Source organism: Microbulbifer sp. SE14 (assembly GCF_059834885.1).
On the sequence record NZ_JCBAJA010000006.1, the window covers coordinates 144,100 to 168,741 of the forward strand.

Here is a 24,642-nt window from a genome sequence, read left to right on the forward strand (position 1 = left end):
TGATGGAGATGCGCATCCTGGGAAGGCTGACCGCCGCCGATGCCCTGCCCTTTTACAGCTGGGTCGCCATCGGCGGCGCGGTGGTCACCCTGCTCGGCCTGCTCACCGTGGTCGGCGCCATCACCTGGCTGGGCAAGTGGCGCACCGTGTGGCGGGAGTGGATGACCAGCCTGGACCACAAGCGCATCGGCATCATGTACGTGATGCTGGCGCTGGTGATGCTGCTGCGCGGTTTTGTCGACGCCATCATGATGCGCGCCCAGCAGGCGTTTGCGCTCAACTCCGACGGCTATTTGCCGCCGGAGCATTTCGACCAGATCTTCAGTTCCCACGGCACCATCATGGTCTTTTTTATGGCGATGCCGTTCCTGACCGGGCTGATCAATATCATCGTGCCGCAGCAGATAGGCTCACGGGACGTCGCCTTCCCCTTTATGAATTCCGTCAGCCTGTGGCTGACCGCCGCCGGCGCCGGGCTGGTGCTGATATCGCTGGTGATTGGCCGCTTTTCCACCGCGGGGTGGACCGGCTACCCGCCCTATTCCGGCGCAGCGTACAACCCCGGCGTGGGCGTCGATTACTGGATTTGGGCCATCCAGGTCAGCGGCGTAGGCACCACCCTCTCCGGCATCAACTTCATCGTCACCATCCTCAAGCGGCGCGCGCCGGGCATGCAACTGATGCGCATGCCGCTCTTCTGCTGGACGACCCTGGCCTCCAGCATCCTGATGATCTTCGCCTTTCCCGCCCTCACGGTGACCACCGCCCTGCTGGCCCTGGACCGTATCTTCGGGATGCACTTTTTCACCAATGCCGGCGGCGGCAATCTGATGAATTACATCAACCTCTTCTGGATCTGGGGTCACCCGGAAGTCTATATCCTGATACTGCCGGCCTTCGGTATCTATTCCGGGGTGGTCTCCACCTTTGCCGCCAAGCGTCTGTTCGGCTACAAGTCCCTGGTCTACGCCACCATGGCGATCGCCCTTTTGTCCTTTACCGTGTGGCTGCACCATTTTTTCACCATGGGCGCCAGTGCCGGGGTCAACGCCTTTTTCGGTATCGCCACCATGGTGATCGCCGTGCCCACCGGGGTGAAGGTCTTCGACTGGCTGATGACCCTGTTTCGCGGGCGCATCACCTTCCATCCCTCGATGCTGTGGACCCTGGGATTTATCGTCACCTTTGTGATCGGCGGTATGACCGGCGTGCTGCTGGCGCTGCCGCCAGCGGACTACCTGATGCACAACTCCACCTTTCTGGTGGCACACTTCCACAACATGCTGATTCCCGGCGCACTCTTCGGCTACCTGGCCGGTTATATGTACTGGTTTCCCAAGGCCTTCGGCTTCACCCTGGACGAGCGCTGGGGCAAGCGCGCCTTCTGGTGCTGGATCATCGGCTTTTACCTGGCCTTTATGCCGCTCTACGCTCTGGGCTTTATGGGCATGGCCCGGCGCATGGAACACTACGACGTGGCCGCCTGGTACCCCTTCCTGGTGGTTGCGGCCCTGGGGGCGGCGGCAATACTGGCCGGTATCGCCTGCTTGGTCGCGCAGCTGGTCACCAGCATCCGCCACCGGGAAAACCGGCGGGACCTGACCGGCGATCCCTGGAACGGGCGCACCCTGGAGTGGCTCACATCGTCCCCGCCGGCCCCCTACAATTTCGCCGTGCTGCCGCGGGTGCGGGATATCGACGCCCTGCACGATATGAAGCGGCGCGGCGCCGTCTATGCCAGACCGGAGCGCTACCAGGATATTCTGCTGCCGAAGAACACCGGCGCCGGCGTACTGATCGGCGGGCTCGCCTTTGTGTTCGGCTTTTCCGTGGTCTGGCATATCTGGTGGGCGGCGGCCGGCGCGCTGCTGGCGATACTGGCCACCGTCGCGGCGCGCAGTTTTTGCGACAGGACCGAATTCGTCCTGCCCGCCAGCGAAGTGCAGGCAATCGAGGATGGACGCTTCGAGAACCTCGCCAGGGGGGGAGCGCTGTGAGCGCCGCCGCTGTGCTGCCGGAAGCCGGTGCCTATGAGCAGCGGGCGCTCGGCTTCTGGCTCTACCTGATGAGCGACGCCATTATCTTTGCGCTACTGTTCGCCACCTATCTGGTGATGGCCGGCAACACCGCGGGCGGGCCGGGCGGCGGCGACCTGTTCAGCCTGTCCCATACCTTCGCCGAAACCCTGCTGCTGCTGACCAGCAGCCTCACCTTCGGCTTGGCGTCGCTGGCGCTGGATGCCGGCAAACGCTCCCTCCTCCTGGCCTGGCTGGCGGTCACCTTTGCGCTGGGCCTGGGTTTCGTGGCGATGGAAGTCAGCGAGTTCCAGGGCATGGTCGCCCGGGGTGCGGGGCCGGATCGCAGCGGATTCCTGTCCGCCTTTTTTACCCTGGTGGGCACCCACGGGCTGCACGTGAGCGCGGGGCTGGTTTTTATCCTGGTGATGATCGCCCAGGTGGCCGCAAAAGGATTGAGCCGGCCGGTGGCTTCGCGCCTGGAGCGGCTCGGCTTCTTCTGGCATTTCCTGGATATCGTGTGGATCGGCATTTTTTCCGCCGTCTATCTGCCGGGGATACTGAAATGAAAAATGCCGAAGCGGCCGCCGGCCGCAAGCTGAGATCCTACCTGACCGGCTATGCGCTGGCGCTGCTGCTGACCGCCATCCCATTCGGCATCGTCGCCGCCGGTGCACTGCCCAGGGATGGCGCGTTGATCTCCATCGGCGCCGCGGCGCTGGTCCAGGTGCTGGTGCACCTGCGCTGCTTCCTCCACCTGGGGCTCCGCTCCACGCCGCCGGAGAGGATGGTGGCCATCGCCTTCGCTGCCGTCCTTATCCTGATCATGATCGGCGGCAGCCTGTGGATCATGTTCAATCTGCACTACCGGATGTGGGTCTAGCCTGCCCTCTCAATGCACCGGCCCCGACGTCGATTTGCGCGCCACCTTCGGGCAAAAAAAAGAGCCGGAGGTTTCCGGCTCAAAATAAGTCCTGTGAGTTTGCCGAATATCAATAAACAGTGCCTCTTTGACCGAACTGATCAAAAAAAGATCAATTCAACACCCGATATCCGCGACCGCGCAGACAGTTTTTGGTGACGCGGGTCGCCTCGACATTGGCACTGGTGACGCCGGAAACGCCCCCCAGCAGCGCCCCGGCACCGGCGCCAGCGGCCGCGGCACTGCTGCTGTCGCCAATAATCGCGCCCAGGGCACCGCCCAGCAATGCACCGCCGGCAGCGCGGGTCACGCCCCTGCGCCCCTCATCGGCGCGGGCCGCATAGGACAGCCCCTTACAGTCCGCCAGATCCGCCTGGTACTGACGCATATTTACGCCGTAGGTATCGATGATAATACCGCCGGCCCCGGGCACCTGCTCCGGCTGCGTGGCACAGCCGACTGTCAGCGCAGCGCAGAGCCCCATCACTGCTACTCCAGACTTCATCTAACACTCCTCTCAACCCATCTCGGCGCGAGCAAAGTACGCGCCGCAAAATGTCGCCTTGTTCCTCATTAGGTTTAGCTGCCGGTGGAAGCTGGCGCCAGTTGGCGGGAGAAAAAATTGTGACTGCACAGACGCAGTAAGGGAGGGAAATCTCCATGTAGGAGCGGCCGGACCGCTCCTACAGAGGGGACAGTGCAATCAGGAAGCGGTGGCAGCCAGCTCGGCCCCGCCGTCGCTGTCGGCAAAGCGGCCCAGCAACTGCTGCCAGCGCTCGTGCACCTGGGCGAACTTCTGCTCGCGCACATGGCCATAGCCGCGCACCTGCAGCGGCAGCGCCAGCAGTTCCTGCGCAACAGAATAGTTATCGCCGTTCAGCTGTGCGGCGACGGCGTTGACCGCCCTGTCCACCTGCCGCGCCCAATCGCGCTCGGCGCGCCGCTCCCGGGTATAGCCGAACAGGTCGAAGACGGTGCCGCGCAGCACCTTGCCTTTCGCCAGCAGCGGCATCAGCCTGCCCATCCAGGGGCCGAACTGCATTTTCTTCACGCGGCCGCTGCCGTCCGGGCGTGCAATGACCGGCGGCGCCATATGGAATTTCAGCTTGTAGTCGCCGGTAAAGGTCTCCTTGAGCTGGCGCTGGAAATCCTCGCCGCTGTAGAGGCGCGCCACCTCGTACTCGTCCTTGTAGGCCATGGCCTTGTGGAGGCTGTTGGCGGCGGCGCGGGTCAGGCTGCCGTCGCCATTCGCCAGGGCTTTTTCCGCAGCCTGCAAACGCTCGATGCTGCGGGAGAAATGGCGCGCATAGGCGGCGCTCTGGTACCGGGTCAGCTCGGCAGTCAGTCGCGCAACCAGCTGCTGGACAGATTCCTGCGGCTCGACCAGCTTCACCGGCTGCGCCGGCACAGCCAGCTGCTCCACCGCTTTCGGGTTCACCGCCAGCAGACGACCCGCGCGAAAAGCGCGCAGGTTGTTCTCCACCGCCACGCCGTTCAGTTCTATGGCCCGCTCCAGGGCCGCCTCGCCGATCGGCAGCAGGCCCTTCTGGCAGGCGTAGCCCATGATCATCAGGTTGCTGGCGACGGTGTCGCCGAATAGCGCCTGGGCGTATTTGTTCGCGTCGAAGGCGAAATACTCGGCGCACAGGGATTCGATGCTCTGCTGGGTCGCGTCCGCCGGGAATGCCAGTTCGTTGTCGCGGATAAACGCGGCCACCGGCACCTCTGCGGTGTTGACCAGCGCGCGCATTTTTCCTTCGGCGAATTTCGGTCTCTGGCCGGCGGCGGTCACCATATCGCAGCCCAGCAACAGTTCCGCCGCGCCGTCGCGGATGCGCGCGGTGGTGATGGATTCCGGGCGCGCGCCGACTTTTACATGCGCCACCACGGCGCCGTTCTTCTGCGACAGGCCGGTGAAATACAGGGTGGTGCTGCCCTTCTCCTCCAGGTGTGCGGCCATGCCCAGCAGCGCGGCCACGGTCAGCACGCCGCTGCCGCCGATACCCGCTACCAGGATACTGAGCGGTTTTTCCAGGTTCGCCACAGGAGCAGAAGGCAGGCCGGCGATGGCCACATCCAGCGCGTCCGCCAGTGACTGCACCGGCGGCTTCTTCAGCTCGCCGCCCTCGACAGAAACGAAGCTCGGGCAGAAGCCGTCGGCGCAGCGCATGTCCTTGTTGCAGCTGGACTGGTTTACCTGGCGCTTGCGCCCGTACTCAGTTTCCAGCGGCTCCACCGCGATACAGCTGGACTGCACGCTGCAGTCGCCGCAGCCCTCGCAGACCCGGTGGTTGATCAGCAGCCGCCTGGGCGGATCCACCATCTGCTTTTTCTTGCGCCGGCGGCGCTTCTCCGCCGCGCACACCTGCTCGTAGATGATCGCGGTCACGCCTTCGGTTTCGCGCAGGCGGCGCTGCACCGCATCCAGTTCCGAGCGCGGCAGTATCTCCACCGCGGCCGGCAATTGGCCGCGGTTCTTCAGCCAGTGATCCGGGTTTTCGCTCAGCAGTATCACCTCGCGCACGCCCTCGGCCAGCAGCTGCGCCGCCAGGCTGGGCGCGGTCACCTCGCCGTCGGCGGGCTGGCCGCCGGTCATGGCCACGGCGTCGTTGAGCAGAATCTTGTAGGTGATATTGACCTTGCTCGCCACCGCCTGGCGGATCGCCAGCAGGCCCGAGTGGTTGTAGGTGCCGTCGCCCATATTCTGGAAAATATGGCCGGCACTGGAGAAGCGGTGCAGCCCCACCCAGTGGGCGCCCTCGCCGCCCATATGGGAATAGGTATCGGTGCGCAGGCCCTTGCCCAGGGCCATGATATGGCAGCCGATACCGGCACTGCCGATACTGCCCTCCGGCAGTTTGGTGGAGGTGTTGTGCGGGCAGCCGGCACAGAAAACCGGTTCCCGGGCGAGCAGGCCCTCAGCCTTCGCCGGCACATTGCCGCCGAGCTTTTCCGCCAGCGGGATTATTTTCTCGGCCAGCTCTGTATCCGCCAGCCAGCGGGCGATGGCCACCGCCACCCGATCCGGGCCAAAGCCCCAGATGGCCGGCAGCAGGTCGTCGCCGTTCAGGTCCTTCTTGCCCACCACTTTCGGGCGCGCGCCGTCGGCCCAGCCGTAGAGCAGTTTTTTCAGCTGGTCTTCCACCAGCGGGCGCTTCTCCTCGACGACGAGCAGTCGCTCCATGCCCTCGGCGAACTGGCTCATGCCCACCGGTTCCAGCGGCCAGCTCATGGCCACCTTGTAGATGGAGATACCGGCGCCCCGCAAGTCGCGCTCGCTCAGGTTCAGCAGTTCCAGTGCCTCGAGCAGATCGCCGTGGGCCTTGCCCACGGTGACTATGCCCAGTCGTTTCCGCGGGGCGGAAACGATAATTTTGTCGAGTTGGTTGGCGTGCGCGAATGCCATTGCCGCCGGCAGGCGCTCCTCCAGCATGCGCCGTTCGTATTCGAGACGCTCGGCGGGCCAGTTCAGGTGCGGGTCGTAGTTCAGGCCGTGGGGCGGAATCGGGAAATCCGCCGGGACGGTGAATTGCGGCAGCGGCGGCACCATTATGGAAGCGCCAGCTTCCACAGTCTCGGTGATCGTCTTGAAGCCGACCCAGAGGCCGGAGAAGCGCGACAGGGCGATACCGGCCAGGCCCAGGGTCAGGTACTCGTCGATGGTGGCCGGGAACAGCAGCGGCATCATCACCGACTCGAAGATCTGGTCGGTGTTGTGGGAGAACATCGAGGACTCGGCGGTGTGGTCGTCGCCGCACAGGGCCAGCACGCCGCCGAGCCTGGAGGTGCCCTGGACATTGGCCTGGCGGAAGACGTCGGCACTGCGGTCGACGCCGTGGCCCTTGCCGTACCAGATGGAGAAGACGCCCTCCCTGGTAGCCTGTTCCCGGTAGTGGTCCAGCAGCTGGGTGCCCCAGATATTGGTCGCCCCCAGGTCCTCGTTGATGCCCGGTTCGAAGTGGATATCCCGTTCGGCCAGCAGCTTCTTGTGCCGCCACAGGGCCTGGTCGTAGCCGCCCAGGGGCGAGCCGCGGTAGCCGGAGATAAAGCCGGCGGTGTTGTGCCCGTCCCGTTCGTCCATCTGCTTCTGCATAATAGGCAGACGCACCAGTGCGTCTATGCCAGTCAGAAAGACGCGGCCGGCATCGCGGGTAAATGCGGCCTTCAGGGAATATTCACTATCGAAGCCCAGTTCCTGATCCTTCTCGACCATCGCCATGGGTACCACCTCGCCAAATCGGTCGTTATTGGTTTTTTATTTGCCGGTAAAATTAACACCGGCCGGCGAAGTGGGTCATACCAAAATAGGCATTGATAAGGCATAATGCCGGCACAAGTCACCAAAGACTGGCTGGTACTGGCAACGAATCACTCAATCGGCACCATTTTGGGGAATGCAAGTCAAAGTGCGGCTGACGCCTGTTTCCCCGTTACGGCCGCCCGCCGGCAGTCCGAGCCACCGCAACTATAGTTGGCCGCGAGCCTGGTGCAATCACCTAAAGATGAGACATGGAATAGAACAATGGCCTACATGCTGGATGCCATCGATAAAAAGATCCTGGAGATACTGCAGCAGGACGCCACCATCCCCAATATCGAACTGGCGGAGAAGGTCTGCCTGTCCCCCTCCCCTTGCTCCCGCCGGGTGAAGAACCTGCACGAACAGGGCTTTATCAAGCGCGCGGTGACCCTGCTGGAACCGGAGAAGGTGGGCCTGCCGGTGAGCGTGTTTATCCAGGTGACCCTGAACCACCAGGTGAAGAAGGAGCTGCAGGATTTCGAGTCGGTGATCGGCCAGTGGCCTGAGGTAATGGAGTGCTACCTGATGACCGGCGACTTCGACTACCTGCTGCGCGTCGTGGTGCCGAACCTGCAGGCCTACCAGGAATTCCTCGACAAGAAGCTCACCGAGCTGCCGGGTATCGACCATATCAAGAGCAGCTTCTCGCTGAAGCAGGTGCGCTACCGGACCGAGTTGCCGCTGGATCAGTTACTGGAAAAGTAAGCGCCGGGCCGCAACCGGCCGCTATTCGGGCGCGCGGCGGCACTGGTATTGTCGGCTTTCAGGGTTCTGATGCCGATCCGCATGGGCGAACCTTGTATTCGCCCATGTCCGGGTTGATCCCTGTAGCCAATTCGGTGGCGGCCCGCCCAGGTTGGGCTGAATTCCATGAAGCCCAACTGGACCGCGCCACGAACGTTGGGTTTCGCGGGGCCCAGCCCAACCCACGCCCTTCCAATCAGGCCGTCAGCGGCAATTTTTCCGGCCGCCTTTCTACCAGGTTACTGACAAATCCGGCGAACAGGATGCCCAGTAACAGCAACCACAGATAGATCTGCGAATTGTCATCGCTGGACGGCTGCTCCACCTGCTCCAGCTTCTGGCCGCTGACCTGCTGGGTCGGCGCTGCTGCAGCGACATTTTCGAGAACCTGCCCGTTGGCCAGGGGGGCCAGGCCGAAGCCGACCGCCTGTTCGCTGACGAATTCCTTGAATTTCTCGTTGTCGGTGGCCACGTCGAATTCTTTTACCAGTTCCGCGTAGGTCTCCACCATCTTCTTCAGCGTTTCGGCGTCCGCTTGCCAGTAGCCCTTGCGCACCGCCTCCAGCATGCGCTCCAGCATCTGCGCCAGGGCCTCGGCGTTGTGTTCCTCGAAGAATTCGCGCATGGCCATCTGGTATTTGTCATCCACGTAGACCTCGAACATTTCCTGCCACTGGTCGTCGCGGATCGCCTCCGGGGTCATCACTTCCCAGCCCCACATATTGTTGACCCGGTCCAGGATGGCGGTGGCGCCGGCGTAGCCGGATTCCTGCATCGCCTGGATCCAGCGCGGGTGGAAGTAGCGGCTGCGTATCTCCCGGTTGATAAACTCGTCCAGGGTCTGGGCCTTGATACTGTCCCTGCGGCGCAGGTTGGACACGTACATCTCCGGCGTCGCGCCGTCCAGGTTGCGCACTGCCAGGCCGATACCACCGAAGTACTGGAAGGGATCGTCGTTGGTCATCAACGCGTAGAGATTGGTGGAGCGCGAGAAGATCACGCCGTCGGTGCCGGACAGTACCTTGCCATACAATCCGGACTCCCTCTGATCCTCACTCCAGCGCGACTCGTCCACACCGTAGGCGAAGCCCATGCGGCGCATATACAGATCCGCCAGCTTGTCGTCGGTCTCCCAGGAATCCGATGCGAGGCTGGCGCCGTTCAGGCCGGTGCCGTAGTTGCCGGTTTCGTTGGAGAAGATGCGCACCGAGGACAGGTATCGGGCGTCCTCCTCGCTCTTGCCCTCCTGCAGGAGTTCCTGCTGCAGGGCCTGGGCGTGGCGGTAGACGAAGTTATTGTCCTCCTTCATCTGCGCCACCTTGTCGATGGCCTCGGCCAGCCACAGCATCACGTTGGGGAAGGCATCCCGGTAGAGACCGGTCGCGGAGATGACCACGTCGACGCGCGGGCGCTTCAGTTCTGAATAGGGAATCACTTCTGTGCCCACAACGTTGCCCTGCTGGTTCCACTTGGGTTTCAGGCCCAGGGCGTGGAGTATCTGCGCCTCCAGCGCGCCCTGGTGGCGCATGGTCTCCAGGGACCAGAGGGAGAAGGCCAGTTTGTCCGGGAAGCGGCCGTGTTTGGCGCGGTAGTCGGCGATGGTCTGGTCCATCAGCTGCACACCCGCCTCGTAGGCCTCCTTCGACGGCACCTTGGCCGGATTAAAACCGATCAGGTTGCGGCCGGTGGGCACCGCCTGCGGGTTGCGGATAGGATCGCCGCCGTGGCTGACCGGGATATACCCGCCTTCGAGGGCCAGCATCAGGTTCTGCAGCTCGGCGATATCGGCGAAATTGTCCGAATATTCGCGGCCGGTCTGCAGCTGGTGGCTGAGACCTTCCGGCAATTCCTTGCCGGACAGTTCCCCGGATAAATAGGCGCTCAAAAGCTGGTAGCCGGGCTGGGCCTCCAGCGCCGCCACATTGCGCTCATCGCGGGTCTGCTCCTCTGGCAGGCTCAGGCCGTTTTCCTTCTCGTATGCGCCGGCGGCGGTCATAAAGTCCTCGCCCAGCATCTGCAGCATGGTGCTGGTCAGGTGCTCGGACCTGGGCAATTCTCCGAAGCGGTGAATGCCCAGCGGCTGGCTCATATCCGCCAGCTGGGTCAGGTAGTCCTGCAGGTGGCTGAGCCGCCTGTCGAAGTCCGCGGTCAGTTCCTCCTTCGACAACTCCAGGTCCCTGAGCATATTCAGCGTTTCCGCCAGGGCTACGATACTGTCGCGGGTGTTCTGCTTCGTCTGCCCCTCCTCCAGCAACAGGTAGTTGCCCATCAGTTCGGACAGCTCCGCCACCTCGGCGTAGAGGCCGGCCTTGGCGAAACCCGGGGTCAGGTGGCTGATCATGGTGGCGCGGCCGCGGCGCTTGGCCTGCATCGCCTCGCCGACGTTGTCGATGATGTAGGGGTAGAAGACCGGGATATTGCCGATGGCAAGGCTTGGTGCGTCGTACACCGACAGGCCGCGCTCCTTGCCGGTCAGCCACTCCTGGGAGCCGTGAGTGCCCAGGTGGATATAGGCATCGGCGCCGAAGGTCTGGCGCGCGTAGAGATAGACCGCCAGGTAGGCGTGGTTTACCGGGGTTTTCATATCGTGGTACAGGGATGCGTGATCCCTAGCGTTGTCCGCGCGCACGCCCTGGGGCAGGACTATCAGGTTGCCGAGTGTCATGCGCGGGATCACGAAGGCCGGCTCGCCGCCGTGTTCCGCCAGCATGGCGTTGTCTTCGGGCGCACCCCAGCGCTCGACGATAGGATCGCGCACACTGGCAGGCAGTGACTCAAACCACCGCTGGTAGGTGGACAGCGGCATCCAGTCCGCCAGGCCCTTGTCGATCAACGCGGAACTGTCCTCGCGCCGGTAGTAGGGGCGCAGCAGCTGGCCGGCCCAGTCGATCAGGGTCCTGGAGTCCTGCAGCTCGATGCGGTAGCCACGCGTTTTCATCTCTTTGGCGATGGACTCGATCGAGGAAGGCACGTCGAGGAAAGCAGCTCCGATATTTTTTTCGCCGGGAGGATAGTTCCAGATAAAGGTGGCCACTTTCTTCTCGGCGTTCGGCTTGTGGGCCAGACTGGCGTGATTCCAGGCGCGCTCCACCAGGGCGTTCATCTGCTCCGGCATTACCCGCTTGACGCCCTTGTCATTGGCCGCGATCAGCACCGGGTCTATGCTGCCGGTATCCTCCGGCATCACCAGGAAAAAGGGGGTCAGCGACGGGGATACGCCGCTGTTGTCGGCCAGGTAGGCGTCTTCGCCGCCCTCTGTGTAGTTGAGCGCGTGAATTACCGGCACACCCAGTTTTTCGAACTCCGCGCGGCGCTTTGCCACATAGTGCAGCGAGCGGTAGTTGACGATCAGGTCGACGCGGGTCTGGTTGTTGTCGTCCTGCAGCAGTTGCGGATAGCTGAGCGGCAGATCCTCCCCCTCGAAGAAGAAGCCGAACGCCTTTGCGCCCTTTGCTTCCAGGCCCTCGAGCAGCGTGTCCACCACCTGCTGCTGTTCGTAGTCGACCACGGAGCGGTGAATGGCCACCGCGATTACCGGCTGCTTCTCTCCGGCTTCCAGCCAGTCATAAAAAGCATTTTCTTTGTCTGTGACCATGTCCGCGTAGCGCGGGTGATAGAGTCCGACATCGGGTACCTCGATCGGTGCAGGCACTGATGCGTCGGACAGGTCGAACACCTGCGACGACAGGTACAGCGTCAGGTTGCGGTAGTTCCTGCGCCCGGCGTTATTGAAATAGCTGCCGACGGCCTGGTGCTGTTCATCGCCCAGCCCCTGGTTCATGGATTCGTTATCCAGGTCGCCCAGGGAAATCACCGGCACCTGCGGGTACTTGGCCAGCAGCGGCTGGTACCTGGCGAGCATAAACTGGGACAGGGCCGGATTGATGCCGTCGAGCATAATCAGGCCGGCGGAGGCCCAGGCCTGCTCTATTTCTTCCTCGCTCTTGCCCTTACTGTTGAACACCTCCAGCGCAAAGGGCTGGTCGGCGGCCAACTCGGTCAACAGGTCGCCCTTGGCTTCGGCCGTGTGGCTGGACATCATCAGCAGCACTTTGGGCTTCTCTTCCGCCTGCGCCAGTGCAACCACAAACAGCCCCAGCAGTAGGGTGTGCCATGCGCACCATATGAAAGCCAATGCGCCGCCCCGGGATTTATGGTGTGCAGGGCGCACCCTACGATGGCAATCGACAAATGTACTCATTTGTTATTTCCCCCTGCAGCCTGGTCACTTTCTTCCGGCACATATACCAGGCTGCCGTCGGCCATCTGGTAGGCGACGCCGGCGCGGGTGCCCTCGCCGGAACCGATTTCGCCGGTGGACTTGTACTGTTTGATCTCCCTGCCTTCCTTGACGATCACTTCCATATTCGGCTCGCCGGCATTCTTGATCACCGTGACCTTTTCACTGGAAAAGACGTTCAGCGGGTTCTGGGCGATGGCAATCAGCAGCGCGGCAATGATCACCAGGAACACGTCGATCAGGTTGACCGCGCTCAGTATCGGGTTGAGTTCCTCGTCTTCCTCGAGAAAGCGCATCAGGCGGCCCCCTTCAGCTTGCGGATATTGATCAGCTCAGAGGCATACCAGCGCTTCTTCACCGACGCCGGGCAGAAAGTCAGGGTGGAGATGGCCAGGCCCCAGATCACCGCGGCGAAGGCGATGATCAGGTTTTCGCTGATGCCCTGGATATTGCCGTCCGCCAGTGCGCGCAGGGCCGGACCCATCGGGATCATGGTGGCGATCAGGCCCAGCATCGGCGCTATGCGGGTGGCCATGCGCAGCATTTCCAGCTTCTTCAGCGCGAAGACCTCCAGCTCGTCGTCGCAGGCCTGGGGATTGCGCACATAGTAGTTGTGCACTTGGTAGCCGGGCAGCCACGGCACTTCCCCCTGGCTCAGGGCGCGCTGGTAGGCGATGGCGTTCCTGCGGCGCAGCAACCACAGGGACAGGAAGCGGCCGCAGGCGTAGAGGGCGTAGACAAACAGTACCAGGATCGCCAGCAGCACCGGCGCCATAAACAGGTCGGCCACGCTGGCCATCAGGTTCTCAATTGTCTGGATATTCAAGACGCACCTCGTCGGGGGGTTATTCGTATTCGTTAGACGGGAGCGCAAATTAACCAAGGGAACTCATCAGGTCAATCAAAATCTTTTTGATAACTATTATCATTTAGCTTTAAATTTAAATACGCACTCCTATAATTCGCCACTATCAGGGCCATAAGGCCACCTCCGTCGCCAATCGAATCCGACGCCAAAACAGGCAGTTAAACATCAATAAGGACATGACCATGAAACGTAACCCTCTCGCCGCAGCCCTGCTGGGCCTGTTGTCCGCCCCCAGCCTCTACGCTGAAGAAAGCACCACTGCAGCCGCCGACGAGCTGGAACTGATCGTCGTCAGCGGCCGCGCCGAAAAGCCGCTGAAGGATGTGGCCGGCAACGTCTCGGTGGTTACCGGCGACGAGATCGAAAAGCTGCAGATGAACGATATGAACCAGCTGTTCCAGTACGAGCCGGGCGTCGAGGTGACGGGCCGGGCCGGCGGCGCCCAGAACATCCTGGTGCGCGGCATGGGCGGCGACCGGGTGCTGATCGTGAAGGACGGCATGCGCATGAATGAGGGCTACGGCGCCGACGGCCTGAACGACGTGGTCGGCCGCGGCATGATCGAGACGGACACCCTGAAGCAGGTGGAAGTGGCCAAGGGCGCCGCCTCCTCCCTGTACGGTTCCGACGCCCTGGCCGGTATCGTCGTCTTCACCACCAAGGACGCCAGCGACTACCTGGCGGAGGGCGATCAGTTGGGCGGCGCGCTGAAGACCGGCTACAACGGCCTCTCCAGCCAGGCCCACATCTCCCCTACCCTGGCCTTCCGCTCCGGCAACTTCGAGCAGTTGCTGCACCTGACCTATCGCGATGGTGAAGAGCAGCAGAACTACGACGATACCCTGGCACCCGGCGAGATAGAATCCGACAGCCTGCTGTACAAGGCCAGGTTCAACCTGGGCGGCGAGGACTTCATCAGCGTCAGCGCCGATCTCTGGAACCAGGAAACCCTGGGCGATACCGCCGATGGCCTCCTCTCCCCCTTCCGCTCCCTGGATGTCTACGGCTACAACATCGCCGCCGAAAGCTTCACCTCGGAGAAGGAAACCCGCGCCTACCAGCTGCGCTACCACAGCAAAACGGCCACGCCCATCTACGACCAGTTGAATGTCAGCCTGTACCAGAACAGGACGGAACAGACCGACGAGCAGTACGCCCAGCTGGACATCAACGCGCCCGTGTTCGGCGTGATGGAACTGCGCGATATGTGGGAGACAGGCGTTTACGCCCAGGACACCCGCGGCCTGCTGTCCAACGCCTTCAAGGCACTGAATGAACAGCACACCCTGGGCTACGGCCTCGACCTGGAAACCACCGAGAGCAGCCGCACCGTGCGCGAGTTCCGCCAGGCCCTGCCCACCCGCGCTACCGAAATCCAGGTCACCCGCGACCAGACCACGGACAAATTCCCGGAGAACGACGTGGCCCGCGCCGGCCTCTTCCTGAACGACGAGATGACCTTAGCCGGCGGCGACCTGACCGTAACGCCGGGCCTGCGCTACGACTGGTACGAGATGGACCCCAACGGCGCCCTCAAGTCCGACGGTGCGCCCTACGTCACGATCGAGGAGAGCAATGTCTCCTTCAACCTGGGCAGCCTCTACCGGATCAACCCGCGCCTGACCGCCTTTGCCCAGTACGGCCAGGGCTTCAAGGTTCCGGCCTACGACCTGGCGTATCTGGAGCACTCGCTGTCCTTCCCCGGCTACGCCTACGAAGTGATACCGGCGGACGATCTTTCGCCGGAAACCAGCGACACCTTCGAGCTGGGTCTGCGCGGCCACGTCGGGGATTTCGCCTTCAGCTCCGCGGTATTCCACACCAGTTACGACGACTTCCTGGAGGCCGGGCTGATCGACAGCGAACTGCAGTTCGACGGCGACGGCAACGTCGTCGGTGTTTCCGAGACCTACCAGTACCGGAATATCGACTCGGTCACCATCAAGGGCATGGAAGCGAGCGTCACATGGTACCTGACCCCGGCCCTGGAGTTCTTCGCCAGCGCCAGCTACCAGCGCGGCGAGAACGACACCACCGGCGAGTACCTGCGCTCCGTCAGCCCGCTGTCCGGCGTGGTGGGTGCCGCCTACAGCGGCGACCAGCTCTCCAGCCAGCTGCTGCTGCGCTGGGCCGAGCGCATGGACCGCGTCAACGAGGGCGAGACCGAAGTGGCCGGCTTCGGTGCCGTGGACTGGGTGCTGGGCTACCAGGCGCTGGAGCAGCTGTCCTTCAACCTGGCGGTCAACAACCTGCTGGACAAGGAGTATGTGCCCTACGTCAATGTCGCCGGCCGCGATGCGGGCAGCGATCTGTCGGTAAGCTCCGCCGCGGGCCGCACCTTCTCCGCTTCGGTGAAGTACGAGTTCTGATCGGGGCCCGTAGGGGTGCGCCGTTCGCAGCGAAGAAGCTTAACCCTGCCTCCGAGCTGGTGTGGTGCGCACGGCGCACCCTACGGAACCTTAAAAAGGCCGCGCTGCATTTGCACCGCGGCTTTTTTGTTGGCACTTTCTGCCTACTGGTAATATCAAGCGCACAGCAGGTCAGAATAAGGCTAATAATCATGCACCTCTTCCGAAACTTCGCATTCCTGTTCCTCGCCCTCGTCTCCTGGAATATCCAGGCCGCGACCCTGGTACACAATTTCACCGGCTACCAGGCGACGGAAACCCGCCTCGATAAATTCAACGTCCTGGTGTTCGATCGGGGCAGAGTGCTCGCCACCGGCGACTACGCAGCACTCAGCCGGCGCTACCCTAAGGCCGACAAAATCGACGCCGGCGGCCGGACACTGCTGCCCGGCTTGATCGACGCCCACGGCCACGTCCTCGGCCTGGGGAGACTGCAGCAACAGCTGGAGCTGCGCGACCTGGATCTCGCGCAGACACTGCAGGCCACCCGGCGCTTTTCGGAGGATCTGGAACCGGGCGAGTGGCTGCTCGGCCGCGGCTGGAACCAGGTGCTCTGGCCCGGGAAAGAATTCCCGACCCGGGCACAACTCGACGCCCTGGAGATCGACAACCCCATCTGGCTGCGCCGAATCGACGGCCACGCCGGCTGGGCCAACTCCGCCGCGCTGAAACGCGCCGCTATCGACAGCAACACCAAAGCACCGGGCGGTGGCGAAATACTTCGCGGGGAAAACGGCGAGCCCAGCGGCGTGCTGATCGACAACGCCATGGCTTTGCTGGAGAAAGCCATCCCTGCACCGGATCTGCAGCAGGACAAGGAGTCGCTGCAGGCCGCCTTCGAACTGGCTCTGTCGCTGGGGCTCACTGGCGTGCACGACGCGGGCATAGACGCGCAGACACTGCGCGCCTACCGCCAGCTGGCCGAGGAGAAGGCCATTCCGCTGCGCGTCTACCCGATGATTTCGGTGGACATCGACAATCTCGCGAAAACGCTTGAGGCCGGCCATATAGGCTCGCCCTCGGAGCGCCTCTACGTGCGCAGCATCAAGCTGTCCGCCGACGGCGCCCTGGGCAGCCGCGGTGCGGCGCTGCTGGAGCCCTATCGCGACCGCCCCGGGCAAAAGGGCCTGCTGCTGTACCCGGAAAGTGAAATCCTGTCCCTGCTGCAGCTCGCCACCGATAACGGCTTCCAGGTGAACGTGCACGCGATAGGCGACAGGGCCAACCATATAGTGCTGGACCACCTGGAAACCCTGCACGGGGAAAAAGACCAGAAGCCTTTCCGCCACCGGGTGGAGCACGCCCAGGTCCTGACGCCGGAGGATATTCCCCGCTTCGTCGACCTGAACCTGATCGCGTCCATGCAGCCCACCCACGCCACCAGCGACAAGAATATGGCCGGCGACCGCCTGGGCGAGGCGCGACTGGCCGGCGCCTATGCCTGGCGGATCTTCCTGGAACAGGGCACGCGCATCGCCGGCGGTTCCGACTTTCCGGTGGAACCGGCCAATCCCCTGTTCGGCATCCACGCCGCAGTGACCCGCCGCGACCGCGGGGGTGAACCGGCGAAGGGCTGGCGCAGCGACGAGGCCATGACGCTGGAGCAGGCCCTGCGCGCCTTCACCCTCGACGCCGCCTATGCCAGCCACCAGGAAAAAGTGATCGGCAGCCTGGAACCGGGCAAGTTCGCGGACTTTATTCTGCTGGATCGGAATATCTTCGGGATAGACCCGCAGGAAATCTGGAAGGCCAGGGTGATGGAAACCTGGGTGGAGGGGAGAAGGGTTTACACGCGATCGGAATAATCAGCGCCGGAACAGATTGATGATCACACTGAGCAGGATGCTCAGGACAATCATCGACACTATCGGGAAGTAGAAGCGGCTGCGTCCGGATTCGATACGGATATCCCCCGGCAGGCGCCCGAACCAGCTGAACAGCCCCGGGAAAAAGTGCAGCAGCACACCGGCGGCGAACAGCAGGCAGCCGGCGATAATCAGCCATTTCGACATGGCTTCATGTCCTCTACACCGGAATTTACTCTCTCATTGTAGGAGCGGCGGGGCGGCGTCCGCCGCTCCTACAGTGTCAGGTCAGACTATTCCTTAACGGCAACCGTAGTCGCCTTTTTCTCCGGCACCGGGAAACCGCGATCGCGCATCAGTGCATCGATCCTGGCATCGCGGCCGCGGAAGGCTCGGTAGGCGTCGGCCGGATCCACCGCGTTGCGCGGCGCAAACAGGTGTTTCACCAGCTTGGCAGCCACTTCCCTATCGTAGAAACCGCCCTCGGCCTCGGCGAAGGCTTCCGCGGCATCGGAGGTCAGCACGTCCGCCCACAGGTAACCGTAGTAAGCGGTGGCGTAGCCCTCGCCGGAGAAGACGTGGCCGAAGTGCGGCGTGCGGTGGCGCATCACCAGCTCCTTCGGCATGCCCAGTTCGGCCAGGGTTTCGCGCTCGAACTTGTCCGGGTCGATACCTTCCGGATCGGTGGTGTGCAGCTTCATATCGATCAGCGCGGAGGCCAGGTACTCGGTGGTGGCAAAGCCCTGGTTGAAGGTGGCGGCCTTCTTGATCTTGGCCACCAGTTCCGCCGGGATCGGCTCACCGGTCTTGTAGTGCACCAGGTAGTTGTCGATCACCGCGTCGGTGGACAGCCAGCGCTCCAGCAGCTGGGACTGGAACTCGGTGTAGTCGCGCACGCCGTCGTTCAATGTCGGGTAGGACACATTGGAGGCGAGGAAGTGCAGCGCGTGGCCGAACTCGTGGAAGAAGGTCTCCGCATCGTCCCAGCTCACCAGTACCGGCTCGCCGGTCGCGCCCTTGATAAAGTTGGAGTTGTTGGAGGCCAGCACCGTCTTCTTGCCGTCGAAGGTGGTGTGGTCGCGGTACATGGTGGCCCAGGCGCCGGAGCGCTTGCCGGAGCGCGCAAACGGATCCAGGTACCAGAGGCCGATGTGCTCACCACTGGTCTTGTCCTTCACTTCCCAGACTTTCACGTCCTCGTGGAAGGCCGGCACAGTGCCGGCCTTCACCGGCGTGAAGGTGAAGTTGAACAGCTCGCCGGCGACGAAGAACATGGCCTCGCGCAGCTTGTCCAGCTGCAGGTACTGCTTCACTTCGTCGGAGTTCAGGTCGTACTTGGCCACGCGCACCTTTTCCGCGTAGTAGCGGTAGTCCCAGGGCTCGATGGTGATATCCGCACCCTCGGCATCGGCCACCGCCTGCATATCCGCAACCTCTTCCTTCACCCGTGCGACAGCGGCCGGCCATACGGCCTCCATCAGCCCCATGGCGTTTTCCGGCGTCTTGGCCATGCGGTCCTGCAGGCGCCACTCGGCGTAGTTGTCGAAACCGAGCAGGCCGACGCGCTCGTCGCGCAGCTTGAGGATTTCGACAATGATCGCGTTGTTGTCGTGCTCGTCGCCGTTGTCGCCGCGGCTGTAGTAGTTGGTCCAGACCTGTTTGCGCAGTTCCCGGTTGTCGGAGTAGGTCAGGAAGGGATCCATGGATGAGCGGGTGTTGGTGATCGCGTATTTGCCCTTCTGGCCCTTCTCCTCGGCCAGCGCCGCCGCCGCGGCGACGAAGGACTCCGGTAGGCCGGCGAGCTGCTCCTCGGTCAGGAAGATATCGTAACCCTCCTCATCCGCCAGCACATTGTTGGAGAACTCTGTGTACAGCTCGGCCAGGCGCTGGTTGATGGCCGCATAACGCTCCTTGGCCTCGCCCTTCAGGGTCGCGCCGTTGATCGCGAACTCGGTGTAAATCAGTTCCACCACACGCTTCTGCTCGGCGTTCAGGTCGGACTCATTGCGCTGCTCGTAGACCGCCTTGATGCGCTGGAACAGCTTGTCGTTCTGGGTGATCTTGGACTGGAAGTCGGCCAGCTTCGGCGCCATCTCCCGGTAGACCTCGCGGAATTCCGGTGTGGACAGGTTGCTGTTCCAGACGTTGCCGTAGGCGAACACCCGATCCAGGGTGCTGCCGGCGCGCTCATATTCCGCAATGGTATTGGCAAAGGTCGGCGCCTCCGGATTGCCGGCGATGGCTTCGACTTCGGCCAGGGCCTCCGCCATGGCCGCTTCCAGCGCGGGCTTGAAGTGCTCCACTTTGATCTTGTCAAAGGCCGGCACACCGCCATAGGGGCCCGTCCACTCCGCCAGCAGCGGATTCTTCTCCGTGGCGACTGAGCTGGCGGCCTCGGTGCCCACCTGCTGGACCTGTGCACTCTCCTGTGCCGCCTGTCCCTGCCCGGCCTCTTTGCTGCATCCGGCGGCGGCCAGGGCGGCGGCGACGGACAGCGCGATCAATGTCTGGCGCATAGGTTCTCTCCTGTTCAAATACTTTCTTATGAAACTATTAAACGCCCGAGTTTAACCCCAGTCGCCCCGCCGCCGCCAATCCCCGCTTCACAGTCCGGCCCGGGCATCGACAGGTAGAGGGATTTTCGCGACAGACGCCCAGCCCTGGTTAACCACCGAATTTGCAATGAAGTTGGCTACTGGTTGGGATCGATTAATATGATAACGACTTTTTAAGTGTATTCTTTTAATCAGTACCGTGACGAACACGAGGATCTTCCGGGCCCACAAGTCGGAGGCAAGAGGCCGCCACCTCTCAGTGGACCCGTTTGGTGACCGTATTCACAGGTGAGGTTCTGGAAATACTGCGGCGAGTGGTCCGCGCTTTGGGCGGGCGAACACAAGGTTCGTTCCAGCCACTCCAGGTATTCGCGGCGCCTTCGGCCCCTACAGATCAGGACCGGTGCTATACGGCCGGCCCTCGCTGGCATCCGGAATGGAGTCTACTGGCGCAAGTCTTCGACTATGGTGCCGGCGCGGCGCAGTTCTTCCTCGTGGCCCTCCTCGCGCCAGGGCTCCCTGATGGCGTCGGCAACCCACTCCTGCATTGGCGGCAGCTCCAGCAGGCGCGAGACATAGGCACTGGCGGTATCGCTCAGGGCGAGGTTGTAGCTCCTGGCCCTGATGGCCACAGGCGCGTAGAAGGCGTCCACCGCGGTAAATTCCCCGCCGGCCAGGAAGGGGCCGCCGAACAGCTGGATACCGAGGCTCCAGAGTTCGTCGATGCGCTCGATCTCCTTTTGCAGGTTGGGCGGTATCTGCGCCAGCTTCACCTTTACGCTGCAGTTCATGCTGCAGATATTGCGCAGGGCGGAGAAACCCGAGTGCATCTCCGCCGCGGCGCAACGGGCCCAGGCGCGGGGCTCCCTGTCCTCCGGCCATACCCGCTTATGGTTTTCCGCCAGGTATTCGACGATGGCCAGGGAATCCCACACGGTGGTATCTCCATCGATCAGGCAGGGCACCTGTCCGTTGGGGGAAAAGCTGCGGAATTTCTCCCAGCTACCCCCCTCCTCGAAGGTCACCAGTTGCTCCTCAAAGGGAATCTCCAACTGGCGCATCAGCACCCAGGGGCGCAGGGACCAGGAGGAGTAGTTTTTATTGGCGATAAACAGCTCGTACATGGGCACCCCCAGGGATCATTCAAGAATTGGCGAACGAACAAACCAGCCTTTCGGGCCGGCAAGAAGCAAGACCAGGTGCGGTCACCTCAGGCAGAGCGACCATCACGCAGCCACTCGGCCAGGTTGAAGGCCAACTCCAGAACCTGGTCCGCATTCAGGCGCGGGTCGCACTGGGTGCGGTAGCAGCTGGCCAGGTCCGCCTCGGAGATTTTCCAGGCGCCGCCGGTGCACTCGGTGACGTGCTGGCCGGTCATCTCCAGGTGAATGCCTCCGGGGTGTGAACCCTCGGCACGGTGCACCGCGAAGAAGTCGCGGATCTCGCGCAGTATCTTGTCGAAATCGCGGGTCTTGTAGCCGCTGCTGGCCTTGACGGTATTGCCGTGCATCGGGTCCGTGCTCCAGACCACCGAGCGCCCTTCCCCCTGCACCGCCCGCACCAGCGCCGGCAGCTTTTCGCCCAGGGTGTCGGCGCCCATGCGCGTGATCAGGGTCAGGCGGCCGGCCTCGTTGTTGGGGTTCAGCTTGTCGATCAGGCGCAGCAACTCGTCCCCGCTCATGCCCGGCCCGACCTTGACGCCGATCGGGTTCCAGACGCCGGACAGGAATTCCACATGGGCGCCGTCCAACTGGCGGGTGCGCTCGCCGATCCACAGCATATGCGCCGAGCAGTCGTACCATTTGCCGGTGAGGCTGTCGGTGCGGGTCAGGGCCTGTTCGTAATCCAGCAGCAGCGCCTCGTGGGAGGTGTAGAGCACCGTCTCGCGAATGGCCGGCGTGTTTTCGGAAGTCACCCCGCACACGGCCATAAATTCCAGCGCCTCCTGCAGCCGCTCCGCCAACTGGGCGTACTTCTCCCGCTGGGGATTGTTCTCGAGGAAGCTCAGGTTCCAGCCGTGCACCTGGTGCAGGTCGGCGAGGCCGCCCTGGGCGAAGGCGCGCAGCAAATTGAGGGTGGCCGCCGACTGATTGTAGGCAGTCAGCATGCGGCTCGGATCCGGTACCCGCGCCTCGGCGGTGAAGTCGATACCGTTGATGATGTCGCCGCGATAGCTGGGCAGTTCGACGCCGCCGATGATCTCGGTGTCCGCCGAGCGCGGCTTGGCGTACTGGCCGGCCATGCGCGCCACCTTCACCACCGGCAGGTTGCCGGCAAAGGTCAGCACCACCGCCATCTGCAGCAGCACCTTGAAAGTATCGCGGATGCGGTTGGCGTTGAAGTCGGCGAAGGACTCGGCGCAGTCGCCCCCCTGCAGCAGGAATGCCCTGCCCTCGGCCACCTGCGCCAGCTGGCGGCGCAGCTCGCGAGCCTCGGCGGCGAATACCAGTGGCGGGTAGCCGGACAATTCGCCGGTGACCCCTGCCACCTGTTCCGGGGACTGGTAACTGGGCTGCTGCTTGGCCTCGAAATTGCGCCAGCTTTCGGGGGTCCAGAATTGGGTAGGGGAATCGGGCACGGGGGTATCTACCTCAACTTCCATTTTCGGTTCTCTAGATTGACTACTTCGATTGCCTAACGGCAATTGTTGCGGGCTGCGCCCGCGGCCCCCTCCCCCAGCCCCTCCCCCGCAAGCGGGAGAGGGGAGCAAGAGGGAGCATCGCTCTGACTCTGAGACTCGCCCCGGGTCCCGAGTCCCGGGTCCCGAGTCCCGAGTCCCGAGTCCCGAGTCCCGAGTCCCGAGTCCCGAGTCCCGAGTCCCGAGATCAGAGGATGCTGGCCACCGCCTTGCAGAAGTATTCCATATTGTTCTGGCTCAGGCCGGCGATGCTGATGCGGCTGGAGTCGACCATATAGATGGAATATTCCCTCTGCAGGCGCTGCACCTGCTCGGCGGTGATGCCGAGGAAGGAGAACATGCCCTTCTGGCGCTGGATAAAGCTGAAATCACCGGCGGCGCCAGCAGCGGCCAGGCTCTCCACCAGGCCGGCGCGCAGGCCGTTGATGCGCTCGCGCATCTCGGTCAGCTCGGCCTCCCAGTTGGCCTTGAGGCCGGCGTCGGCCAGGATGGACTCGACGATGGCCGCGCCGTGGGACGGCGGCATCGAGTAGTTGCCGCGAATGACATTGAGCATCTGGCTCTGGCCCTTGTCCGCATCGGCGCCATTGTTGTAGATCACCATGGCCAGGCCGACGCGCTCGCGGTAGAGGCCGAAGTTCTTCGAGCAGGAGGCCGCCACCAGCATTTCCGGCACCGACTCCGCCATCAGGCGCAGGCCCCAGGCGTCGTCGTCCAGGCTTTCGCCGAAGCCCTGGTAGGCCATATCGATAAACGGCGTGAAGCCCTGCTTCTGCGCCATCTCCGCGATGACCTTCCACTGCTCGCGGGAGAGGTCCGCGCCACAGGGGTTGTGGCAACAGGCGTGCAGCAGCACCAGCTCGCCCTCGCCCACATTTTTCAGGGTCTCCACCATCTGGTCGAACTGCAGGCTGCTGGTGGCGCGATCGTAGTAGGGATAGGTCTTGATCTGCAGGCCCGCAAAGCCCAGCAGCGGCACGTGGTTGGCCCAGGTGGGATCGCTGACCCAGATGGTGGCGCCGGCCTTGGCGCGGTTGGTGAATTCCGCCAGCACCCGCAGGGCGCCGCAGCCACCGGGAGTCTGCGCCGAGCGCACGCGGCCGGCCTTCAGCGTCGGGTGGTCCGCACCCAGGATCAGCTCCTGCATGGCGGTGTTGAAACCGGGTGTGCCCGCCGGGCCGATATAGGCCTTGGTCTCCTCGCTCTGCAGCAGGCGGGTCTCCGCCTCCTTGACCGCCTGCAGCACCGCGGTGTGGCCGGCCTCATCCTTGTAGACGCCGACCCCAAGGTCGATCTTGTCGGGGTTCTCATCGGCGCGGTAACTGGCCAGCAGGCCCAGGATGGGGTCCGGCGGCAGGCTGCTCAGGTGCTCAAACATCGCAAAACTCCTTCTACACTATTCTTTCGCTAGTCGATCAGGCCGCGCTCGGCCCAAGCCTGGGCGCGGTCCGTCAGTTTCTCAATAATGCTGTCCAGCTGCTGGCGCTCCTCGGCACTGAGCGAGGCCATCAGGTCGTTCTCGTACTGCTGCGCCAGCGGCACGATACGCTCGTAGACGTCGCGCCCCAGCTCCGACAGGTTCAGCACCTGGCGGCGGCGGTCCGCCGGGTCCTCGCTGCGGGTAATGTAGTCATTCTTCAGCAGCGACGACACGGCGCGGCTGATGGCCACCTTGTCCATCGCCGTCTGCTCCACCAGTTCGGCGGCGGAGAGATCCGGGAAGCGCCCCAGGATCGCCATCACCCGCCAGGCGGGAATGGTCAGGTGGAAGCGCGCACCATAAGCTTGGGCAATGGCATTGCTCACCCGGTTGGACAGCACCGACAGGCGGTAGGGCAAGAATTTTTCCAGGCGCAGATCGTCGCGCGCTACGGCCGCCTCCGGCCCGTTGAGGTGGGGCGCATTGTTATCAGTCGTCATGGCTGTTCACACACCTGTTGTACTCCGGAGTTGTAATCCGGCGGTTACGCCGGCGGTTGTACCAGGTTACAAATGTAACTAACATTGGTTTCAATTGTAACCACTACTGCCGGAAATTTTCCCCGGGTAAGGCGCAGGTCATCAGACAAAATCGGTCGCGCATTATACGGCTTTGCGCGCCATTTTTGGTATCGAAAACGCGTCGCAGCGCTAATTATTTGCGCACA

Annotated in this window: 17 protein-coding genes; 6 read left to right on the forward strand and 11 right to left on the reverse strand. The window is 63.1% G+C overall.

Annotated features, from left to right (window positions below; genetic code table 11):
- Window positions 1-2 precede the first annotated feature (2 nt).
- From AC6R19_RS06365 to cyoD, 3 genes are read left to right on the forward strand one after another with little or no spacing between them, the layout of a single operon-like run.
- A complete protein-coding gene (locus tag AC6R19_RS06365) occupies window positions 3-1,997 on the forward strand; it encodes a cbb3-type cytochrome c oxidase subunit I (protein WP_500578943.1) in 1,995 nt (664 codons plus the stop codon).
- Complete coding sequence (gene cyoC / locus AC6R19_RS06370) at window positions 1,994-2,584, forward strand: cytochrome o ubiquinol oxidase subunit III (protein ID WP_500578945.1); 591 nt, start codon at window positions 1,994-1,996, stop codon at window positions 2,582-2,584. Before AC6R19_RS06365 ends, cyoC begins: the two co-directional genes overlap by 4 nt.
- Window positions 2,581-2,898: a cytochrome o ubiquinol oxidase subunit IV gene (gene cyoD / locus AC6R19_RS06375; protein WP_500578946.1), complete on the forward strand. Its 318-nt coding sequence runs from the start codon at window positions 2,581-2,583 to the stop codon at window positions 2,896-2,898. The genes cyoC and cyoD overlap by 4 nt, the downstream gene beginning before the upstream one ends.
- A 151-nt stretch (window positions 2,899-3,049) precedes the next feature.
- On the opposite strand, the gene AC6R19_RS06380 is transcribed toward cyoD, so the two are convergent.
- Both AC6R19_RS06380 and AC6R19_RS06385 read right to left on the reverse strand, forming a co-directional pair.
- On the reverse strand, window positions 3,050-3,442 hold the full coding sequence (locus AC6R19_RS06380; protein ID WP_500578948.1) for a glycine zipper family protein: 393 nt from the start codon (window positions 3,440-3,442) through the stop codon (window positions 3,050-3,052).
- Between the two features lie 198 nt (window positions 3,443-3,640).
- Complete coding sequence (locus AC6R19_RS06385; protein ID WP_500578951.1) at window positions 3,641-7,156, reverse strand: indolepyruvate ferredoxin oxidoreductase family protein; 3,516 nt, start codon at window positions 7,154-7,156, stop codon at window positions 3,641-3,643.
- A gap of 303 nt (window positions 7,157-7,459) precedes the next feature.
- Here AC6R19_RS06385 and AC6R19_RS06390 point away from each other — a divergent pair, with 303 nt between their 5' ends.
- A complete protein-coding gene (locus AC6R19_RS06390) occupies window positions 7,460-7,942 on the forward strand; it encodes an Lrp/AsnC family transcriptional regulator (RefSeq protein ID WP_500578952.1) in 483 nt (160 codons plus the stop codon).
- Window positions 7,943-8,177: 235 nt separating this feature from the next.
- Here the strand turns inward: AC6R19_RS06390 and cobN are convergent, their stop codons facing one another.
- From cobN to AC6R19_RS06405, 3 genes are all read right to left on the reverse strand, one after another.
- Complete coding sequence (gene cobN, locus AC6R19_RS06395; RefSeq protein WP_500578954.1) at window positions 8,178-12,116, reverse strand: cobaltochelatase subunit CobN; 3,939 nt, start codon at window positions 12,114-12,116, stop codon at window positions 8,178-8,180.
- A 62-nt stretch (window positions 12,117-12,178) separates the two neighbouring features.
- Window positions 12,179-12,517, reverse strand: a complete 339-nt coding sequence (locus tag AC6R19_RS06400) for a DUF2149 domain-containing protein (RefSeq protein WP_500578956.1) — start codon at window positions 12,515-12,517, stop codon at window positions 12,179-12,181.
- The gene (locus tag AC6R19_RS06405) at window positions 12,517-13,047 is read right to left on the reverse strand and encodes a MotA/TolQ/ExbB proton channel family protein (protein ID WP_500578957.1); all 531 of its coding nucleotides are present in this window, start codon (window positions 13,045-13,047) and stop codon (window positions 12,517-12,519) included. Before AC6R19_RS06405 ends, AC6R19_RS06400 begins: the two co-directional genes overlap by 1 nt.
- A 224-nt stretch (window positions 13,048-13,271) precedes the next feature.
- On the opposite strand from AC6R19_RS06405, the gene AC6R19_RS06410 reads away from it, so the two are divergent.
- Window positions 13,272-15,458, forward strand: a complete 2,187-nt coding sequence (locus tag AC6R19_RS06410) for a TonB-dependent hemoglobin/transferrin/lactoferrin family receptor (protein ID WP_500578958.1) — start codon at window positions 13,272-13,274, stop codon at window positions 15,456-15,458.
- A gap of 191 nt (window positions 15,459-15,649) precedes the next feature.
- Window positions 15,650-17,302: an amidohydrolase gene (locus AC6R19_RS06415; RefSeq protein ID WP_500578959.1), complete on the forward strand. Its 1,653-nt coding sequence runs from the start codon at window positions 15,650-15,652 to the stop codon at window positions 17,300-17,302.
- On the opposite strand, the gene AC6R19_RS06420 is transcribed toward AC6R19_RS06415, so the two are convergent.
- The 6 genes from AC6R19_RS06420 to AC6R19_RS06445 form a co-directional block, all read right to left on the reverse strand.
- Window positions 17,303-17,509 (reverse strand): DUF2905 domain-containing protein, encoded by a 207-nt coding sequence (locus AC6R19_RS06420; protein WP_500578960.1) that lies wholly within the window; start codon window positions 17,507-17,509, stop codon window positions 17,303-17,305.
- Window positions 17,510-17,595: 86 nt separating this feature from the next.
- A complete protein-coding gene (locus AC6R19_RS06425; protein WP_500578961.1) occupies window positions 17,596-19,818 on the reverse strand; it encodes a M3 family metallopeptidase in 2,223 nt (740 codons plus the stop codon).
- A gap of 482 nt (window positions 19,819-20,300) precedes the next feature.
- Window positions 20,301-20,981: a glutathione S-transferase family protein gene (locus AC6R19_RS06430; protein WP_500578962.1), complete on the reverse strand. Its 681-nt coding sequence runs from the start codon at window positions 20,979-20,981 to the stop codon at window positions 20,301-20,303.
- Window positions 20,982-21,067: 86 nt separating this feature from the next.
- Entirely contained in the window at window positions 21,068-22,459 is a 1,392-nt protein-coding gene (locus tag AC6R19_RS06435; RefSeq protein WP_500578963.1) for a class II 3-deoxy-7-phosphoheptulonate synthase, read from the reverse strand.
- Window positions 22,460-22,682: 223 nt separating this feature from the next.
- Window positions 22,683-23,873, reverse strand: coding sequence for an amino acid aminotransferase (locus AC6R19_RS06440; RefSeq protein WP_500578964.1), 1,191 nt, complete (start codon window positions 23,871-23,873; stop codon window positions 22,683-22,685).
- Between the two features lie 29 nt (window positions 23,874-23,902).
- Window positions 23,903-24,415, reverse strand: coding sequence for a MarR family winged helix-turn-helix transcriptional regulator (locus tag AC6R19_RS06445; protein ID WP_500578965.1), 513 nt, complete (start codon window positions 24,413-24,415; stop codon window positions 23,903-23,905).
- Window positions 24,416-24,642 lie beyond the last annotated feature (227 nt).

Coding starts and splice junctions, on each gene's coding strand:
- AC6R19_RS06415 (WP_500578959.1), top strand. CDS start 15,650: ATGCACCTCTTCCGAAACTTCGCATTCCTGTTCCTCGCCCTCGTCTCC.
- AC6R19_RS06425 (WP_500578961.1), bottom strand. CDS start 19,818: ATGCGCCAGACATTGATCGCGCTGTCCGTCGCCGCCGCCCTGGCCGCC.
- AC6R19_RS06385 (WP_500578951.1), bottom strand. CDS start 7,156: ATGGCGATGGTCGAGAAGGATCAGGAACTGGGCTTCGATAGTGAATAT.
- AC6R19_RS06440 (WP_500578964.1), bottom strand. CDS start 23,873: ATGTTTGAGCACCTGAGCAGCCTGCCGCCGGACCCCATCCTGGGCCTG.
- AC6R19_RS06420 (WP_500578960.1), bottom strand. CDS start 17,509: ATGTCGAAATGGCTGATTATCGCCGGCTGCCTGCTGTTCGCCGCCGGT.
- AC6R19_RS06400 (WP_500578956.1), bottom strand. CDS start 12,517: ATGCGCTTTCTCGAGGAAGACGAGGAACTCAACCCGATACTGAGCGCG.
- AC6R19_RS06365 (WP_500578943.1), top strand. CDS start 3: ATGGAGATGCGCATCCTGGGAAGGCTGACCGCCGCCGATGCCCTGCCC.
- AC6R19_RS06390 (WP_500578952.1), top strand. CDS start 7,460: ATGGCCTACATGCTGGATGCCATCGATAAAAAGATCCTGGAGATACTG.
- AC6R19_RS06380 (WP_500578948.1), bottom strand. CDS start 3,442: ATGAAGTCTGGAGTAGCAGTGATGGGGCTCTGCGCTGCGCTGACAGTC.
- AC6R19_RS06435 (WP_500578963.1), bottom strand. CDS start 22,459: ATGGAAGTTGAGGTAGATACCCCCGTGCCCGATTCCCCTACCCAATTC.
- AC6R19_RS06410 (WP_500578958.1), top strand. CDS start 13,272: ATGAAACGTAACCCTCTCGCCGCAGCCCTGCTGGGCCTGTTGTCCGCC.
- cyoD (WP_500578946.1), top strand. CDS start 2,581: ATGAAAAATGCCGAAGCGGCCGCCGGCCGCAAGCTGAGATCCTACCTG.
- AC6R19_RS06430 (WP_500578962.1), bottom strand. CDS start 20,981: ATGTACGAGCTGTTTATCGCCAATAAAAACTACTCCTCCTGGTCCCTG.
- AC6R19_RS06445 (WP_500578965.1), bottom strand. CDS start 24,415: ATGACGACTGATAACAATGCGCCCCACCTCAACGGGCCGGAGGCGGCC.